Origin of the sequence: Olivibacter ginsenosidimutans (assembly GCF_039542865.1) — a bacterium.
In the GTDB taxonomy this organism is placed as follows: domain Bacteria; phylum Bacteroidota; class Bacteroidia; order Sphingobacteriales; family Sphingobacteriaceae; genus Olivibacter; species Olivibacter ginsenosidimutans.
This window is the reverse complement of record NZ_BAABIQ010000040.1, coordinates 1-17,507: the sequence shown is the minus strand read 5'-3', so window position 1 is coordinate 17,507 and position 17,507 is coordinate 1. Positions and strand designations below refer to the sequence as shown.

11 protein-coding genes are annotated in these 17,507 nt (G+C 43.3%); 10 read left to right on the top strand and 1 reads right to left on the bottom strand.

Annotated elements, in window-relative coordinates:
• The first annotated feature begins 21 nt into the window (after positions 1 to 21).
• Genes ABD930_RS15100 through ABD930_RS15090 form a run of 3 tightly spaced genes read left to right on the top strand, consistent with a single transcriptional unit; the run spans position 22 to position 3,635 of the window.
• Positions 22 to 1,158: a DUF4972 domain-containing protein gene (locus ABD930_RS15100; RefSeq protein ID WP_345232577.1), complete on the top strand. Its 1,137-nt coding sequence runs from the start codon at positions 22 to 24 to the stop codon at positions 1,156 to 1,158.
• A gap of 11 nt (positions 1,159 to 1,169) precedes the next feature.
• Complete coding sequence (locus ABD930_RS15095; protein WP_345232576.1) at positions 1,170 to 2,339, top strand: DUF4972 domain-containing protein; 1,170 nt, start codon at positions 1,170 to 1,172, stop codon at positions 2,337 to 2,339.
• Positions 2,340 to 2,387: 48 nt separating this feature from the next.
• Positions 2,388 to 3,635 carry a fascin domain-containing protein gene (locus tag ABD930_RS15090; RefSeq protein ID WP_345232575.1) on the top strand — a complete coding sequence of 416 codons (1,248 nt, stop codon included), beginning with the start codon at positions 2,388 to 2,390 and terminating at the stop codon, positions 3,633 to 3,635.
• A gap of 23 nt (positions 3,636 to 3,658) precedes the next feature.
• Here ABD930_RS15090 and ABD930_RS15085 read toward each other — a convergent pair whose 3' ends face one another.
• Positions 3,659 to 4,132 carry a ribonuclease H-like YkuK family protein gene (locus ABD930_RS15085; RefSeq protein ID WP_345232574.1) on the bottom strand — a complete coding sequence of 158 codons (474 nt, stop codon included), beginning with the start codon at positions 4,130 to 4,132 and terminating at the stop codon, positions 3,659 to 3,661.
• A 430-nt stretch (positions 4,133 to 4,562) separates the two neighbouring features.
• On the opposite strand from ABD930_RS15085, the gene ABD930_RS15080 reads away from it, so the two are divergent.
• The 7 genes from ABD930_RS15080 (at position 4,563) to ABD930_RS15050 (ending at position 17,412) form a co-directional block, all read left to right on the top strand.
• On the top strand, positions 4,563 to 5,402 hold the full coding sequence (locus tag ABD930_RS15080; protein ID WP_345232573.1) for a hypothetical protein: 840 nt from the start codon (positions 4,563 to 4,565) through the stop codon (positions 5,400 to 5,402).
• 570 nt (positions 5,403 to 5,972) lie between these two features.
• Positions 5,973 to 7,544 (top strand): glycoside hydrolase family 172 protein, encoded by a 1,572-nt coding sequence (locus ABD930_RS15075; RefSeq protein WP_345232572.1) that lies wholly within the window; start codon positions 5,973 to 5,975, stop codon positions 7,542 to 7,544.
• Positions 7,545 to 7,870: 326 nt separating this feature from the next.
• Complete coding sequence (locus tag ABD930_RS15070) at positions 7,871 to 8,668, top strand: hypothetical protein (protein WP_345232571.1); 798 nt, start codon at positions 7,871 to 7,873, stop codon at positions 8,666 to 8,668.
• Positions 8,669 to 8,702: 34 nt separating this feature from the next.
• A complete protein-coding gene (locus ABD930_RS15065) occupies positions 8,703 to 9,617 on the top strand; it encodes a hypothetical protein (protein ID WP_345232570.1) in 915 nt (304 codons plus the stop codon).
• A 14-nt stretch (positions 9,618 to 9,631) separates the two neighbouring features.
• Positions 9,632 to 10,324, top strand: a complete 693-nt coding sequence (locus tag ABD930_RS15060; RefSeq protein ID WP_345232569.1) for a hypothetical protein — start codon at positions 9,632 to 9,634, stop codon at positions 10,322 to 10,324.
• Positions 10,325 to 10,453: 129 nt separating this feature from the next.
• Positions 10,454 to 14,089 carry a hypothetical protein gene (locus tag ABD930_RS15055; RefSeq protein WP_345232568.1) on the top strand — a complete coding sequence of 1,212 codons (3,636 nt, stop codon included), beginning with the start codon at positions 10,454 to 10,456 and terminating at the stop codon, positions 14,087 to 14,089.
• Between the two features lie 14 nt (positions 14,090 to 14,103).
• Positions 14,104 to 17,412, top strand: a complete 3,309-nt coding sequence (locus ABD930_RS15050; protein ID WP_345232567.1) for a DUF6443 domain-containing protein — start codon at positions 14,104 to 14,106, stop codon at positions 17,410 to 17,412.
• The last annotated feature ends 95 nt before the right edge of the window (positions 17,413 to 17,507 follow it).

Genomic DNA, 17,507 nt, shown 5'->3' with positions numbered 1-17,507 from the left:
TACAACACTAATCCAGAAATCATGCAACGCATCATATATTTAACAAAACGGCGATACCCAATGGCACCGGTATTGGTTTGCCTGTTACTCTTTTTTGGAGCATGCTCCAAAAAGGATAGCCCTACCATCAAAATTTACGAATACCGGGAACAGATCGGAAAAAAAATGAAAGAAATAGACGATCTGAAAAGCAACGCTGTTTTCGGCGTGAAGAAAGGGATGTACCCTGAAGAAAGCAGGTCATTGCTAGAAGCAGCTTATGCCGATCTGCGAGACCTTTTGCAGCAGATCAAAGAGCAAACCATTACCAACGAACAGGTCATGAGTGAAACGAACCATCATTTGCAACATGCCGATGAACAGATGGAGGCCTTCAAAGCTTCTGTACGTCTTGAAAATCTCGCTACACCGGCTGAACTGGAGATAAATGGTAAAAACGGTGGCTATATAGATTTTGGGGCACATACCGAGTATGCATCGTTCGGAGCATTGGGGCATCAGACCTTCACGGTTGAATTTTGGGTAAAACTGAAGGATGTGGAAGGCTTTTTCTTTTTAGTATCAACGTTTATAGACGATGAAACTAATGATCATGAGCGGAAAGGATGGGCGGTGAACAGCTATAATTATGGTGGCAATCATTTGCGCATGACGTATGGTATGGGTTTTAATGATCTCATGGAGCCCGCCATCCCATTTAATACGGTGAATGAGTGGGTACACATTGCCATCGTTACCAATGAAGATGGTGTGGACGATGAGTCGGTAGATGGCCGACCGGTTATGACCAAAATTTACCTAAACGGCGAACTCCGGTTAAAAACCATTTCACACCAGTCGGCCGAAAAACCGTACAATGCCAACGACCGTGCCATCCCTATGGTTGCTTTTGCGGGTTTGGATATTGCCGGTAACCGCATTAGTGATAAGGGAGGAAATGGCAGTATCAAGCATTTCCACCTCTGGAAGTCGGCCAAAACAGCCAATCAGTTGCGATCGATCATGAACCAACCGAGTCAAATCGTCGGTACCGAAAGCGATCTGATCTGTGGTTGGCCGTTCGATAATATTGTTGAGGATGATAGCCAGATCCTAGATTTAACAGGTAAATATACCGCCAAACTCATTGGCGATTATCGCTGGTTGGAACTAAATTAATACCTAAAAACATGCAAAGACACGTTATGGAATTTATGAAATCATTTCGATCGCTTCGCGTGGCACTCGTTATTTGCCACATCTGCTTAGGTGCTGCACTCGTCAGTTGCGCTAAAGATAGCGATAATCGTACAACTATTGAACCCGTGACAGATAAAACCGACATCTATCTCGATCGGTTGGAGCAGCTACGCGGCGAGCTGAATTCCTTGCTCGAAGGCGCTGTATTTGGCGATAAAAAAGGTGACTATCCGTTTTCCAGCAAAACTTCGCTGGAAGAGCAAATTGCCTATTTAACCAATACGATCACAGGCTTGCAGGCAGGAAGTAAAAAACTGCTGGCAAGTGATTTGGATCGCATGATATTGGATACCAAAGCCATAGCCGAACAGTTCACCTCATCCGTCAGAACCGTTGATTTTCTAGCCTTACCTGCGGAGCTACAGGTAAATGGTGCCGCGGGTGGATACATCGATTTTGGGGCACACCCAGAATATTCTGCTTTCGGTGAAAGTGGGAAGCAGGCCTTCACCATTGACTTTTGGGTTAAATTGGCTGATGTAGATCATCTGTCAACAGGTTTCACCAGTTTACTATCAACCTTTACCGATGATGATACAAACGACCATGAGCGAAAGGGATGGTTCGTAAACAACTTTTTCGGTAAATTACGAATGAGCTATGGGATATCTTTCAACGATTTGTTTGAACCGGGTGTCGACTTCAAACCCAGTGCAGATCGTTGGGTGCATATTGCTATCGTAACGAATGAAGCAGGTGTTGATGGGGCGATGAATGGGGATATACCTGTGATGACGAAAATTTACATCAACGGCGTGTTGGCTTTGGCTGAAAAAGGACGTGATGACCAATTGCCTTATACGCCGAACGGTAAAGACATTCCGATGGTTGCCTTCACCCAATTGAGTGCAAAAGGAGAACGCCTCGGTGATAAAGGAATAAATGGGCGCTTGAAGCATTTGCACCTCTGGAAATCAGCAAAAACCCTGCAGGAGATACAAACCATCATGAACAATCCCGAGACTGTTACAGGTTCGGAAAACGATTTGGTATGCGGTTGGACACTAGATAAAACAGTTTCTGATCATCAACATATAGCAGACCTCACGGGGAAATATGAAGCTAAACTTATGGGTGACTATCAATGGATAGAGCCGTAAGTTAAGCGTACAGATAGCGAAATTTTGGTCAAGAAAATAAATCAAATTATGCATAATACAATGAAATTGCAACAATTGAAAAACATTATAGTCGTGTTGATCAACGGCTTATTTTTAATGATAAACTGTTTGATATTTAGTGGTTGTCAAGATGAACGTATAGATACCAAGCAAGTATCTACATCTAATCAAACAATACCGCTGGAAACGTTCGCTATTCCCGTAAACGGAATGGTAAAAATCAAATTTACAGTTACAGGTAAATATGTTGGGGTTTTGGAAAATTATAATGGTGCAGAAGCATTAAAAGACGGCGTTGGTACCCACGAAGTATATGATGTGGTAGATGCAGGCGATGGATATGTAGGATTTTTGTCTCAGAAAAATGGACAATTCCTAAAGGCTGCCGCATCCGGTAACCATTATCTTTACGCCAATGGAGGCAGCCAATGCGACAGCGATTGGGAGCGCTTTTTACCAGAAGAGCAAATAAATGGTAGCTTTGCGTTTAAATGTAAAGGTAATAGTAAATATCTGAATGTAGAAAATATCGTGAACATGCCTGTTCGAGCCTTCGCAGATGCGGTTAATACTTGGGAAACATTTGAAATGAAGCAAGTGGTGGATATGTGGAAAGTTATGACGGCTTTTGCTGATCATTTTCCGACGAAAAGCAAGTATTACGGTGTAGGGACAGCGGTTAACTGGATAAAATATACCGACGAGCAGCGAAATGGAAGTTATTTATGGCAATTCGAATTGTTTGGGACAGATAGCCGCTATCCAGGAAATGAACATCCCACATGGAACCCATATAGCTTGACGTGGATTGGAGATTGGGAAGTGTTAATGTCCTATGGAACCCAACCAAAATATAGTCCGGCAGACAATCCGGCTTCGGCTTGGTCTATTCCGCGTTGTTTGCGATATCTCGAGCCTACATCATCGGTTTCACCGTCTATCTCTAAAAACCGATACACCCTTAATTTATCTACCTGTACAAAAACGAATTTAGGTGTAGTAACCGAATTCGGATCCAACTCGGATGGATATCTATTGGATTTATCCAATGTTAATTCGCAGGAAAATATGGGCACACGTTGGGTAATTAACCTCCATTATAAAACGGGTGAGGAATATTTTGTCTATGATTTGGGGCCTTCAATTGGTGTGTTTTCCCCTCTTTACGGTATCGTCGGTTATCATAATGGGATAGGTCCTTGGGTACATTACTCGAATATACAAGATAAACCCCTACACGATGACATATATTGTCTATCTGGGATTGGCGATTAGAACTATAAACCATCGTTAGTTCATCACTGCACCATCTTATTGGCGCAGGTTGAACTAGCGAAGGCTTCAGGCTTTGCTTTAAAAACGAAACCCATACTCAGAATATACCCCATCGCTTCATGAAGTGCTTGATTGGATTTAAACATCGGATTGGTGTTAATATCCGCATGCACTTCTAAGTCGACATGGTATTGGTCCAACAGGTCACATAAGGTATAAGCCGTCTCTATTGATCGCTGTACTTCGGCCAACATCCGTTCCTTGATACTCATTTTCAATAAAGAACGTTCTTGATGTATAAACATAAAACCACCTTTCTTTTCACGGATAAAGGCAATAACAGTGGCAAAATCCGTGATACTACCTTTTACTTGAGAGTCGGTGCCTATGCAAACCTTGAGTTTGTTTCCTAAAGCATATTCTTTGGAGATTGCGGTACTTACTTCTTCTAAAAGCGATTGGCGAATGGGTTCGCCGCTAAATTTTTTCCAGGTCATATTGTTATTAATAGGATGTACTTGTTAAAACGAATTGCCTGTCTTTACGTCTGCTCGGCACTAATTTAATGCATTTATGTTAGGAGGTTGTGAATTTTGGAAGGTTTTTTTGTTAACATTGTGCTAATTATCAACGTTTAGTGTTGCGAGTTACGAGTTGTCAGTTGTGCGTTGCTTTCCAAGACAAGGATAAGATAAAACCTCCTTCCACCTTAAACCTTCCAACCTCATGCCTTATTTGTTTGTTATTGCTTACAGCCTATAGCCTATTGCTTGTAGCCTACAGCGTTTTTAAAGCTTAAACGTAACACTTTCGTTCCAAATTGCTGTTTTTTTTGAAAGGTTAGAAAAATTCTAAACAATTCCGTTACTTAGCTGTATTCTTAGATTAGATATCAGTTTAATCATACAAATGCAAAAAAATAAAAAGATGAACGTTAAAACGCAATTAATGGCATGGGCTGCCGGAGCAATGGTAGCAGCATCCCTGTCGGCTTGTAACCAATCCGGAAATAACGGTGGAAGTAGTGCAGACAGCACTGCGGATAGTACCACGACAACAGAAACCGCGTCGACTCCAATTTCTATTACGCCAGTTGCAGATTCTAAGGCGTTCCCTGGCGCATCATTGGCCATTTCGTCTATTACCGCCAATGCTGGTGCTGCTAAAGATTCCGTAACCTTGGCGGTGAAGTATGATGTGAAAAATTTTAAACTGACCGAGCATACCATGGATCACAACGCGGATCACATGGCTAATTCTGCTGAAGGACAACACATCCATTTTATTTTAGATAACACACCTTATGTAGCGCTATATAAACCAGAAAACAGCGTAAGCTTGGCAAAAGGGAGTGAACACTACTTATTGTCATTTTTATCACGCTCCTATCATGAGTCTATTAAGGAGCCTAAGGCTTATGTGTTAAAGCATTTTAAAATTACAGAGGATGGTAAATACCAAGAATTACCTATTCCTTCTGATGCCGCTTTGTTTTATAGCCGTCCGAAAGGCGAATATAAAGGTAAAGATACGGAAGCCTTATTATTGGATTTCTATTTAGTTAATACCGATTTATCCGCTTCAGGCAATAAAGTGAAAGTAGATGTTGGTGATACGACCATTACGCTGGATAAATGGGGCCCCTATCAAATTACCGGAGCACCGAAAGGCGATTTAAAAGTAAAATTAACATTGGTTGGTCCTGACGGTAATGAATTAAAAGGCGATAATACCTCCATTACCCGCGATGTCAAGTTAAGCGAGTAGTCGCGGTACCAGGCAAGATCTGAAATCCCGAACGTTCATCAATTACGTTCGGGATTTTTTTATGCGTGATTTTAGCGTAATCTAATTTTCCCTATTCGATTTTCCCACGTATTCGATCCGATATGAATGTTCTATTTTAATAGCATTAACTCACCTTTTATTCATGGTTAATCGGTAGCTAACCTTTTTTTCATGGATTCATCTTTAACTGGACTCGAAAGAAGGTTGGGTGGATAATATATACCCCTTTTATTCGGACTAACTTCTGCCTTTCTTCTACCAACGATCGTTTTTGGATCATGCGCAGATCATGTCCTGATCGGGAAAATCCCGATCGGTGCACGATCGGATCACGATCACATCCCGATAAACGGGAGTAGAAAGGGCGAATTTGCTTAGGTATTGATTAGCGGTGTGTCTGGCCAACTTCCGTTAAGCAATAAAATACGATTTCAAAGATTTTTGATACAGCATTAGGAGGGGTGAACGGTTTTTTACATTAAATTTGAGCCGTCTGCAATAGCTAAGCATTGAAGACAAACTGATTATTGACAAATAAACCATCATTTTATGCGATCAGCAATCCGCTCACAATACCTGTTTTTGATGTTCATGTTCATGGTTAACTGTAGCGTTGCCCAACAAACAGTTACCCTATCGTCTCTCTTATCCGAGCTAGTTGACCGTAGGTCGGTAGCTCAGCTGTCCGAACCCGCCTATGTTTTAAAGCAGGTAAGCAGTTATGATCGGCATGCTGTTTCACCCCATGAGGCAGGCTGGTTTGCTAATGATGATCGTTCCCAATTTTTAGGCGAGGAGATGATAAAGGGGAGAAAAGAATATATATTGATGGACGAGGAAGGCCCCGGAGTGATCGTGCGCTTTTGGGAAACCACTTTTAAACGTCCCGGTGTATTCCGTATTTATTTCGATAACGAAGCTGATCCACGGATCGTGATACCAGGTTATGACTTGATGAAGTTTCCATATCCCTTGGGTAAGGCGCTTTTAATTCCTCATTCCAGCTATGAGCCTTTGGAAAAAGGGGGGAGTACCTTGTATCTTCCTTTGCCTTATGCGAAACATTGTAAAGTGACTTGGGAAGATGCAGACGACCCAATCAAAGAGCCACGTTATTATCAGCTGAATTTTAGAAAATATGAAAAAGGAACTGTAGTAGAAACGTTTAGCGAGGACTCTTTTCAGGCAAATAAGGAGCTGATTCATCGTGTTAATGACGAGTTACTACATCCATCACCTGCTGGAAGCGGAAAACAGCTGATTAAACAGGGAAAAATTTCTGCGGGTGGTGCATTAGCTCTATCGCTTCCGAAAGGATCGGCAGCTGTTCAAGCCATTGTACTTCAATTAAAAGATAAACGGCACTATACCGATAGCCTATTACGACAATTATACGTTAAAGCCACGTTTGACGGTGAAGAAACGATTTATTGCCCAGTAAGCGATTTTTTTGGCAGTGGTGCCGGTAACCACGCAATAGCCAGTTGGTATCGAAATGTAATTCCAGGAGGAAATTTTAGTTGTTATTGGATTATGCCCTATCGCCGTCGTGCCAGTATTTCGCTAGTCAATAAGAGCGGCGGCAGCATAGCAGCCTCTTTGCAGGTACAGCTTGACACTTGGAAGTGGGATCATAGGAGTTTATATTTTCATGCCGATTGGCGCTCGGAACGTGAGGTGCGTATTGCACAGTCCGAAGCTGATCACCCTATCGAATGGGATTTAAACGTGATCCAAGGAAAAGGAGTATTTGTTGGTGAAACCATGGCGGTGAATAACCATATGCATAAATGGTATGGCGAAGGCGATCAAAAGCTTTGGGTCGATAAAGAAACATTTCCGTCGGAATACGGTACCGGATTGGAAGATTATTACAATACTTCGTGGGCACCTGTTGTGTTATACCAAACCCCCTTTGCCAATGCGCCAAGAGCAGATAATGCTGATTCATTTGGACAGAATACCTTCACCCGCACCCGAAACTTGGATGCTGTTCCTTTTCAGACGCACTTTAGGTTCAGCGTAGAAATGCTCGGCTGGGAGAACGGTACCGCTGATGTTTCGGCTACCACCTATTGGTATGGGAGTAAAGGAGCAAAGACCGTTCCCAGAGGCCACTGACCTATCTTATTTTCTTTATGTGTGTGCCACCTAACATTTATCGTGCCAATTATAGGTTGTTACAAAACTGTCTGATGGGATAAAATATTTTAAAAAAAATAAAAAGCCTTTAAATGGCCCTAAATCGAAAGATTTTTTAAATTATAACCTGTGGTTATAACTTTTATAACCACAGGTTATGAAAAATATAACTGTGGGTTATGAAAAATATAACCGTGGGCTATGGCAATATTCGGGATTGTTTTCTTGTGAAAATTCTTTATAGTTTGGCTGCGCCATCTATGGTGATGGTAGAACAGTCTTTGCCCTAGAAACAGCATATCAAGATGAAACAATCAATCGTTAATCCGTACAGCCTGGCACCGGCCGGGCCGCTCTCCCTGATCATTCTACTGCTGTCGGCCATGACGGCCGTTCATGCCCAGTCCAATTCCTTTCCATCCAGCGGGAACGCGCTGGTAGGAGGCTTCAACTATTTCACTACCGGTGGCCGGGTATACATGCAGTATCCGGCAAAGGAGCTGAACAGTTGGACAAGGGGCGTCATTTCCCAGGGGATACACTGGGATGTAACCAATGAGAATTGGTCGGTCGCGGGTTCAAGCACCTCATCCGATTTCAGTCTGCTGCGCTTGGAGAATTTGGGAACCATCAGTTTTTTCAGCAGGGGCTCTACCGGCTCCTCCTATACCCTAAATAATAGCCAACTGGAAAACTACCGATGGATGACCATCCTGACCAATGGCAATGTGGGAATCGGTATCCGCACACCGGCGGAGAAACTGGCCGTGAACGGGACGATTCGTGCCAAAGAGATCAAAGTGGAGGCAGCCAACTGGGCAGACTACGTCTTTGAAGAGAGTTATGCCTTGCCCACGCTGAACGAGATTGAGGCCTATGTCCGAGCGCACCGGCATTTGCCCGGCATACCGGATAAGCGGCAGGCTGCCGAGGAGGGCATCGGTCTGGGAGAGATGAACCGGAAGTTACTGGAGAAGGTGGAGGAATTGACGCTGCTCCTGGTACGCGAAAGCAAAGAACGGAAGGCACTGGAAAGCAAAGTGGACAGCCAGATAGTCACCATAAATAACCTGAAAGCCGCTATAGAAGGCTTAAAACAATAATAAACCTATTTTCTTACCTTAAACAACAGACCGCATGAAACAGTCCTTGATCCTCTTTTGTATGATGTTTTTTTTATGGAAAGCAGAAGCCCAGGTACAGACGGGTATCTGGCGCTCCCCCTTGGACAATACGGAATATAACCAGTTTGTTCGGAACGGTGGCGGAGCAGCACTGCTGATCAACCAGGTTTCGGCAAACTATGCGATTCTGGGCTTGTCGTCCGAAACGGCAACAGCCGGGACTAACCTGCGTTTTGTGGTCACCAACGACGGCAGCGTGGCCATCGGTAAATCAAGTGTAACGGGAGGCACGGGGTACCGGATAGTTGACGTCAGGGGTAAAGGTGCCACCACAGGGGGCATGCTTCGTTTATCCACATTGGATGAAAGCAGTGTTGCCCGGATCTACAACAATGCCGACCTGGTCTTCAAGACCGACAAATCCACCATGAAATTCCGCTGGATAAATGCGGCGAACGAAGAGGTGTATTCGGTCAATGCTTCCGGTCGTGGGGTGTGGAGCGGTAATGCTTCGAGCTATACGGAAGTGGCCTCGAATGCCAGTGGGCAATACCTGCGCCAGTACGATAACAATGGCAGTACGCAGGCCTGGATCATCCGGGGTTATGCCACAGGTGGCGTGCAGGCCATATTCAATAAGGGTGGGATAGAGGTAAATGGATTGGTACATGCCAAGGAAGTGAAGGTCGATGCAGGGAATTGGCCGGATTATGTGTTTGCCGATACCTACCAATTGCCATCGCTGCAGGAGACGGAGGCATTTATTAAAGTCCATCAGCACCTTCCGGGTATACCAAACCAAGATGAAGTAGCAGCCGATGGGGTGGACTTGGGGGAGATGAACCGGAAGCTGCTGGAAAAGGTAGAGGAGCTGACGCTGCACATCATCGACCTGAACAGAAAAGTAGAGGCACTGGAAAAGAAATAACCCCATATCAGGATATGAATAAGATCACAAAGATTACCATTTTATGGATTGTTGCAGCCGTATGCGGCATGCAGTTTAAGGGCCGTGCCCAGGTATTGGGCGGCACCAAGGGGAATTATCTGGAGATCAACTCGATCAATGGAAAATCAACCAATACCTTTTATAACAAGCGTTGGCTGGTGCGGGATGCCGATGGCACGGATTGGCTGACGGCACGCCTGCATGATGGGATCAGTATCGATGCGTCTTTTCTGACGCCAATGGTCGATTCCCGTACCTGGTGGGAGCGCGACCCCTACAACAACATCCAGTCGTGGGGCAACGGGAACAGTACCTACCTGATCATTAAGGGAGGGAATGTAGGTATCGGCACTACAAGCCCCCAAGCCAAACTGGCCGTTAATGGCAATATCTTGGCCAAGGAGATCAAGGTGAAAACCGATATCACGGTACCGGATTATGTGTTCGAAAAATATTACCAGTTGCCTTCTTTAGTCGAAGTGGAGGCTTATGTTAAGGAACATAAACATCTGCCGGAAATCCCCTCAGCAAAGGAAATCGGTGAGGAAGGGCTGGATTTGGCGAAGATGAATTTACTCTTGTTGAAGAAGGTGGAGGAGTTGACATTGCATTTGGTTGAAGAGCGAAAAGCTTGGATAACAATGGAAAGAGAACTTACAAGTCTGAAAAAAGCTGTTTACCATTAACCGAAACAGCATTATAATATACACCATTGAAGCGTGCAATTATATAACGATTTAAATCGTAAGGCGGCTACCTCTTAGAAGCCAACTGTAAAAATAAGTTATTTTATACAATCATTTACTCAACTAATTATGAAGATTAGAGCCAATTATAAACTCATGGTTTTATGCGGTATAGTTATGCTTGTTAGTTTTAGTTCCCTAGCACAAGGGCTTGACTATACGAAAGTGAGCATTTCGTCTCCAAATTCAGCATCGCTGGGCAAGTTTACGGATATACCCGTCAACAAACATACGGGAATACCCTCGATTAACATTCCTCTCTACACTATTTCTGATGGCGTACTCTCACTTCCTATTTCGCTAAGTTATCACGCGGGAGGGATCAAAGTAATTGAATCTGCCAGTTGGGTAGGAACTGGCTGGGCCTTGAATGCGGGAGGTATGATTACCAGAACGGTAAGAGGTCTTCCGGATGAAGCGGCTAATACACAGAAGGGCCAATACGGGCACTATGCTAATTATGGATATAGCAATTATCTTACATTGACAGGCGAAGGAGGAAGAACATACGATCATCTTTTTTCTACGGGCGAAAGAGATGGGGAACCGGATTTGTTTACTTTCAATTTTAACGGTTACTCAGGAAAATTTTTCTTTAATGATGACAGGACAATCGTCATTATAGAAAACAATGACGATTTGAAAATTGAATCCACTTTCAGATTGCCAAATAATGGTAGTGTATTAGGTATGCAGCAAAATATTCAGGGTTTTACCGTAACCACAAAGGATGGAACGAAATATTATTTCGGAAAATACTCTGCAGATTTACCTAAAACAGGTTATGTATATCCTATTGAGGTTACTAGAAGATATACTTTGAATAATGGTTTATCAAGTGATGTGGTGTTTTCCAGCTGGTATTTAACAAAAATTGAATCATTTGATGGGCTTAACAGGATCGAGTTGAATTATATGCCTGAAAAATATAGTGTTTACAACATTGGACTTTTTCCTGTTTTTAATCTTGACCAGATTGCAATGCAAAAAGGCCATGAATTGGTGAGGGATTATTTCGATGGTATACGCTTAGCTGATATTATATTTAGCCATGGTGAATTGATTTTTAAACCAAGTAGCGTTGCTCGTTTAGACTTATCCGGAAATAGTAGTTCGGGTGGCTATGGTTTTAACGAGTCTGCGAATACGGAAGGTAAGGCCTTGGATGAAATAGAAGTCCGAACAGGTAACGCGCTGCTGAAAAAAATTAAATTTTATACAAGCTATTTCGACGATCCTTTCGGTCAATTAGGTTCTGGACTGAATTTATATACTAGTTCGACTATTGTATCAGATAAGAAAAGGTTAAAGTTAGATAGTCTAGTTGAATATGGGGCTGCGGGAGAGCGTTCTGCTCCCTATAAATTTTATTATGAAAGTAATTTCCTTTCACGAAGGTTGTCTTTAGCTCAGGATCACTGGGGCTTTTATAATGCTGAAACGGCGAATTCCACATTAATACCAACGATTACAAAAGATATCTATACGGAATTTTATCGGGGTGCCAATCGGGAGCCAAAATGGCCAGAAATGAAAGAGGGCGCACTTAAAGAGATTGTATACCCCACTGGAGGTTCTGTTATATTCGATTTTGAACCAAATAAGGCATATCTCAACATAGTAATGCATGGCTTGGAATATTTTGATAACTTTCACGTAGGGATGGATGGAAGTTATTCGAAAGTATGGGACAATATCCAGTTCACGGGAAATGAAAAATATCAACTAGTTTTTACAAATGGCCCAAGTGAAGGGGTTGGAGGGTCTCAGGTTGCGAGTTTCAATCTAAAAAATAAAGCAACCGGGCAAATTGTGAGTAGTGCTTCTCTGGAGGCCAGTAAAACCGCTACTTATACTAACAATATACCGGAAGGTATCTATACACTGAATATGTTTAGAGATAGCAGAAATTCGAGTACGGGTGCATATCTCTCCTTTTCAAAATACGTTTCCACTGATGTTCAGGATCCTATTGTAGGTGGTTTGCGGATAAAAATGATTACCAAAAAGGCAGGAAATGGTACACCTGATATGGTAGAGTCCTACTCATATGAAACAAATGGTCGATCCACCGGATATTTGTATGAAAGGCCTCGTTATATTCAAAGTATTCGGAATGATATCGTTAAAATCTATGGTTTTCGCTCGGGAGAAGGACCGGATTATATACCTAATCCTCATCCAAACGGTTGCATCGCTGTTGAAGGCCCTAATCTTGGAGTTCCGCATATGATAGCACCCTATAGTATAACTCCAATGTCAAATTACCAAGGCAATCATATTGGATACGATGAAGTAACTTTGACCTATAACAACAATGCTCAAGGGAAATCAATATATCGGTTCTATAATGTAAATTCGTGGGAACGTGAAACAACAAAATATGTTTATACAGACTTTTCAGGTCAATGTGATCCATTCGCCCCTAACTTTCCTGCTGCACCTATCCCGTTTGAGTTCCAGCGCGGTGAGTTGAAGGATGAAGACCATTTTGATAGCAGTGGCAAATTAAGGAAATCAATAACCTATCTTTATTCTTATGATAGTACAAAAGTATTTACTCCAGCATTAAAGGTAGAACGCGATTTGTTTACCGAATATACATTACGAGGATACTTTAAGAAAAGAATTGAAACTATTACAACCATTAATGGATCGGGGACAGGGGAGAGTGTAATGACAGTTGATACTATCCTTTTTGATAGTCCCTACCATCGGCAGATGACAAGAAGTAGTGTAGAGAATAGTGAAGGGCGAACCATCACTCATTATAAGTACGCCTTTGATTTCCGGATGCCTCAAGCAGAGGCCATATCTGATGGCTGGGCCACTTACCTTTCTGACTGTCAGACCTGCGATATTCAACATCAACAGCGAACAGCAGCATGCGGAAATGATTGGAATTGTGCATTTAGATCTTTTCATGAGATGCGCGCATGTAAAGCAGCAGCAAGACAAAGGTATATTACCTATCGAAGGAATAATTTCAGCGAGCCAAACAGTTTGTATAAAACCACTTTTGCAAGTAATAAACAAAATGCAGACAATATGCTTAAACCGATATGGGATTTGCATGACCGATTTATTAATACACCTTTAGAAATAACAACTCGGAAAAATGGAAAAGTGACTAATTCCGTTTTTAATCGATACGGATTTTTTAATATAGGAAGCGATAGCTATCCGTATCTCTCTGGATTATTAGTGCTGGACTTTCCTCAAGCAAATGCTGCCTTCTCTATATCATCTAATACAAATGTTAGTTTGACCCTTGATAGTAAGTATGATGAAAGAGAGACTTTTAGTTACAGTAATGGCAAACTTACGAGTTCTCAGAAGAAAGCAGGTGCAATAACAACTTATCTCTGGAGTTATAGGGGACAGTACCCCGTGGCGGAAGTCCGCAACGCTACGTTTGCACAGGTACAGACCGTTTTTGGTGGTGCTACCGCATTAAGTACCTTCACTGCATCTGAACCAACAGATGCAGTGGTTAGAAGTAAGCTGGACCCGCTCAGGACTGCCCTTCCAGATGCTTCAGTTAGCTGGTATACCTATAAACCATTGGTAGGTATAAGCAGTGGCACGGATCCGTCGGGAAGGACTACGTATTATAATTATGACGGTTTCGGGCGTCTGAAAGAAACGAAGAATACGCAGAGTAAAACAACTGATACTTATGAATATCATTACCGTAACCAGTAAGGAGGACAGGCAACATGAAAAGAACAATAAAAAAGAATATTGCCATACTTGCCGCCCTTATATCGGCAATGAATACGACATATGGCCAACTTCAGCAAGATTTAGTACTGAGCACTTATAGCAACCAGTCAACCATTGAGGCTACACGGAGCGTGACATTAAAGCCTGGGTTTCATATCCCTTCTGGGAAGACGGTACTTATCCGTGTGACAGGGGAACAAATGATTTTGCAACCGGATGTCGTGCAAAATTATATATTGCACACCTCATACCTATCAGAGACAGGTGGCACTGCCACGGTGGACAGAATGCAGGACGTTCAGTATTTCGATGGTTTAGGACGCCTGGCCCAAACGGTGCAGGGGAAGGCAAGCCCAAGCTACCGTGACATCGTCACCCATCAAACTTACGATAACTTCGGACGGGAAGACAGAATCTATTTGCCTTATGTAGCAGTTGTGGGCAGCAATGGCAAATATCGTTCGGCAGTAGTGACAGAACAGGCATCTTTCTACAACAATGGGACGGCTAACAGCGTTGTTCCGATTCCCGCTGTCAACGGTACCACACCTTCCTTTGCCAGACCGGTGTACGAAACCAGTCCACTGAACCGCGTATTGGAGCAGGGCTTTCCGGGCGCCGTCTGGCAGCCGTCCGCATCTCGAACCAACACTGCAGGTCGGACTATGGTTACGGAATATACAGCCAACAATGCAGTGGCCTTCGGGACGTTGGCTACCACAAGAAGGGTAGCCAGATACACGGTTGGTTATGACCAATACGGCGACCCAACATTGGTAATTAATACCCCTTACCCCGCAAAAGAATTGTATGTTACGGTAACTAAGGATGAAAACTGGGTGCCCGACAGCGGCAGGCTGGGTACCACAGAGGAATATAATAATAAGCAAGGAAAGGTGGTACTGAAACGTACTTTTAATAAAAAGGGAACCACCACTGAGATGCTAAGTACTTATTATGTATACGATGATTTCGGAAACCTTTGCTATGTATTGCCACCGGCACTGGCTCCCGACCGGGACCCCTCAAGTCCCATAGCGGCAACAGAGCTAGCCAAATATGCTTACCAATACCGTTATGACATGCGGCAACGGCTATCGCAAAAAAAGATGCCTGGAAGCAATTATTGGCAGAAAATGATTTACAATGCAATGGATCAGATGATAATCCATCAGGACGGTAACAAAGCCGCTGATGGGACGATATATAATATCTTTTACAAGTATGATGCACTGGGAAGATTGGTGATGAAAGGGACGCAGAAGAATGGCGATCTCCCCTGGTGGGATACTCAGCATGCAGCGAACGGGCAGGACTATCCCAATCATTGGGAAGCACCGTCAACAGCCAGCGGTAATGTTGAAGGATATACTAACCGGAGCATGCCGATGCTTCCCGCAACCACACCGGCTAAATATGAGGTAATGGAGGTGAACTATTATGACCGATATACAGGTATTCCCTCATTGCCCAATAATGAATCAGCCAGTTACAGCGCACAGGTTCAGGGACTGCTTACCGCGAAGAAGACCAAAGTAATTGGTTCGAGCAATGTTTATCTGTGGACGGTATATTATTACGATGCGTTGGGCAGGGTAGCCAAAGAGTGGAGCCAGCACTACAAAGGAGGAACGGTATCGGGTAATACCAATACCATAGTGTATACTTATAATTTCAGCGGACAGCCAACACAAACGATACAGACGCTAGTTACGGCAGGAGCACCAACATTGATAGTTACGACATCGTTTGACTACGATCACAGGGGACGACTGATCGATACCCGGAAGCAGGTAAAGAATGGAACGGTAACGGATCCGGAGATTCTGGTTGCACGGAACCGCTATAACGAAATAGGACAGCTGCGGAGTAAAGCATTGCACAGTACGGATAAGGGTGGCAGTTTCAAAGAAACGGCAAACTATACCTACAACGCACGTGGCTGGTTGAGCTCTGGCGGTTCGCCGCTGTTTAGCCAGACGTTGCGTTACAATGATACCCCCGCTGGGACCATCGCGCAATACAACGGGAATATCAGCCGACAGGAATGGAGTCGTAACGGCGCGATGTCGGGAAGCTTCAATTATATCTATGATAAGCAGAACCGCCTGACCAATGGTGTGGCTGCTGATGGAAAACGGGAGCTGATCGAATATGATGTGATGGGCAATATCAAAGGACTGACGCGTGATGCCGGAGCAAAGTGGGTGTACGAATACAACGGAAACAAGCTTTCCACCATCAAGTTCGGCACCACAGTTTATACCTATACACATGATGCGACCAGTGGTAACATGACGAGGGATGGGCGGAACAGTAATACCATCGCATATAACTACCTGAACCTGCCACAGACGGTGACAGGTACACGGAACGTCACCTACACCTATGACGGAAACGGAACAAAGTTGCGTATGGTAAACGCTGGTATCGTTAGGGAATATCTAATGGGTACAGAATGGAAAGAGGGAGCTCTGGAAATGATCCATATGGAAGAGGGGCGGATATTATGGAACGGTAACAAGTTCAATTACGAGTATTTTCTGAAGGATCACTTGGGCAATGCTCGTGCAGGATTCATGGTGAAGAGTGACGGCACGCTGGATAAACAGTTCAAAGCGGATTACTACCCTTTCGGAAAAGACTATGGGGGTGTTTATCCTTCACCTGCAAATAACTATCTTTACAACGGGAAGGAATTACAAGATGGGCTGGGTACCTATGACTACGGAGCACGTTTTTACGATCCTGTTATAGGCAGATGGGGTAGTGTAGATCCGTTGGCGGAGAGTTATCATTCATACTCTCCTTACAATTATGCCCTTAATGACCCGATTAGCAAGCTGGATCCGAATGGTATGTGGGTAGAAAGTAAGGATAGGTGGTCAACTTCTGATCCGACTGAAATAGCTGATTTTCTACAAGAAAAGGAAGCAAATGCCAGTGAGCAAGATGATCCGAATAAGAAAAATAAAAATGAAAGAGGGGGCGATTTTGACAATTGGGGTAAAAAAGCTAAAACCACTGTAGGAATGTTTGGTCGATGGCTAACGGGTGGCTTGGGAATGATAAATTATGCTAGATATGAAAATGATGAGATTTCAGATGCCATGAGAAACTCAGATGGAATTTCTAAAGCTAGAGAATATTTTTATGCTAAATATAAAGGAGCTAAAGACTTAAGGAATGCCTCTGTTACAAATTTTCGGGCTCCTTTTGGTATAAAGCAATTTTTTAAGGCAGGATTGGATCCGATTGAACAATTCGTTGGTTCATTCAATGTTAATATATATTATCACTAGTGTCCGGGAAAAATAAAAAGGAGCAGTAGAAATTAATCGAACTGCTCCGAGATTTATACTTTTGAGTTACGACACAAAAAAGTATGAACAAAAGT

What these genes read in the sequence shown, in the direction of transcription:
- ABD930_RS15055 (WP_345232568.1), top strand. Translation starts at nt 10,454, where the DNA reads ATGAAGATTAGAGCCAATTATAAACTCATGGTTTTATGCGGTATAGTT.
- ABD930_RS15080 (WP_345232573.1), top strand. Translation starts at nt 4,563, where the DNA reads ATGAACGTTAAAACGCAATTAATGGCATGGGCTGCCGGAGCAATGGTA.
- ABD930_RS15070 (WP_345232571.1), top strand. Translation starts at nt 7,871, where the DNA reads ATGAAACAATCAATCGTTAATCCGTACAGCCTGGCACCGGCCGGGCCG.
- ABD930_RS15095 (WP_345232576.1), top strand. Translation starts at nt 1,170, where the DNA reads ATGCAAAGACACGTTATGGAATTTATGAAATCATTTCGATCGCTTCGC.
- ABD930_RS15050 (WP_345232567.1), top strand. Translation starts at nt 14,104, where the DNA reads ATGAAAAGAACAATAAAAAAGAATATTGCCATACTTGCCGCCCTTATA.
- ABD930_RS15090 (WP_345232575.1), top strand. Translation starts at nt 2,388, where the DNA reads ATGCATAATACAATGAAATTGCAACAATTGAAAAACATTATAGTCGTG.
- ABD930_RS15060 (WP_345232569.1), top strand. Translation starts at nt 9,632, where the DNA reads ATGAATAAGATCACAAAGATTACCATTTTATGGATTGTTGCAGCCGTA.
- ABD930_RS15085 (WP_345232574.1), bottom strand. Translation starts at nt 4,132, where the DNA reads ATGACCTGGAAAAAATTTAGCGGCGAACCCATTCGCCAATCGCTTTTA.
- ABD930_RS15100 (WP_345232577.1), top strand. Translation starts at nt 22, where the DNA reads ATGCAACGCATCATATATTTAACAAAACGGCGATACCCAATGGCACCG.
- ABD930_RS15065 (WP_345232570.1), top strand. Translation starts at nt 8,703, where the DNA reads ATGAAACAGTCCTTGATCCTCTTTTGTATGATGTTTTTTTTATGGAAA.
- ABD930_RS15075 (WP_345232572.1), top strand. Translation starts at nt 5,973, where the DNA reads ATGCGATCAGCAATCCGCTCACAATACCTGTTTTTGATGTTCATGTTC.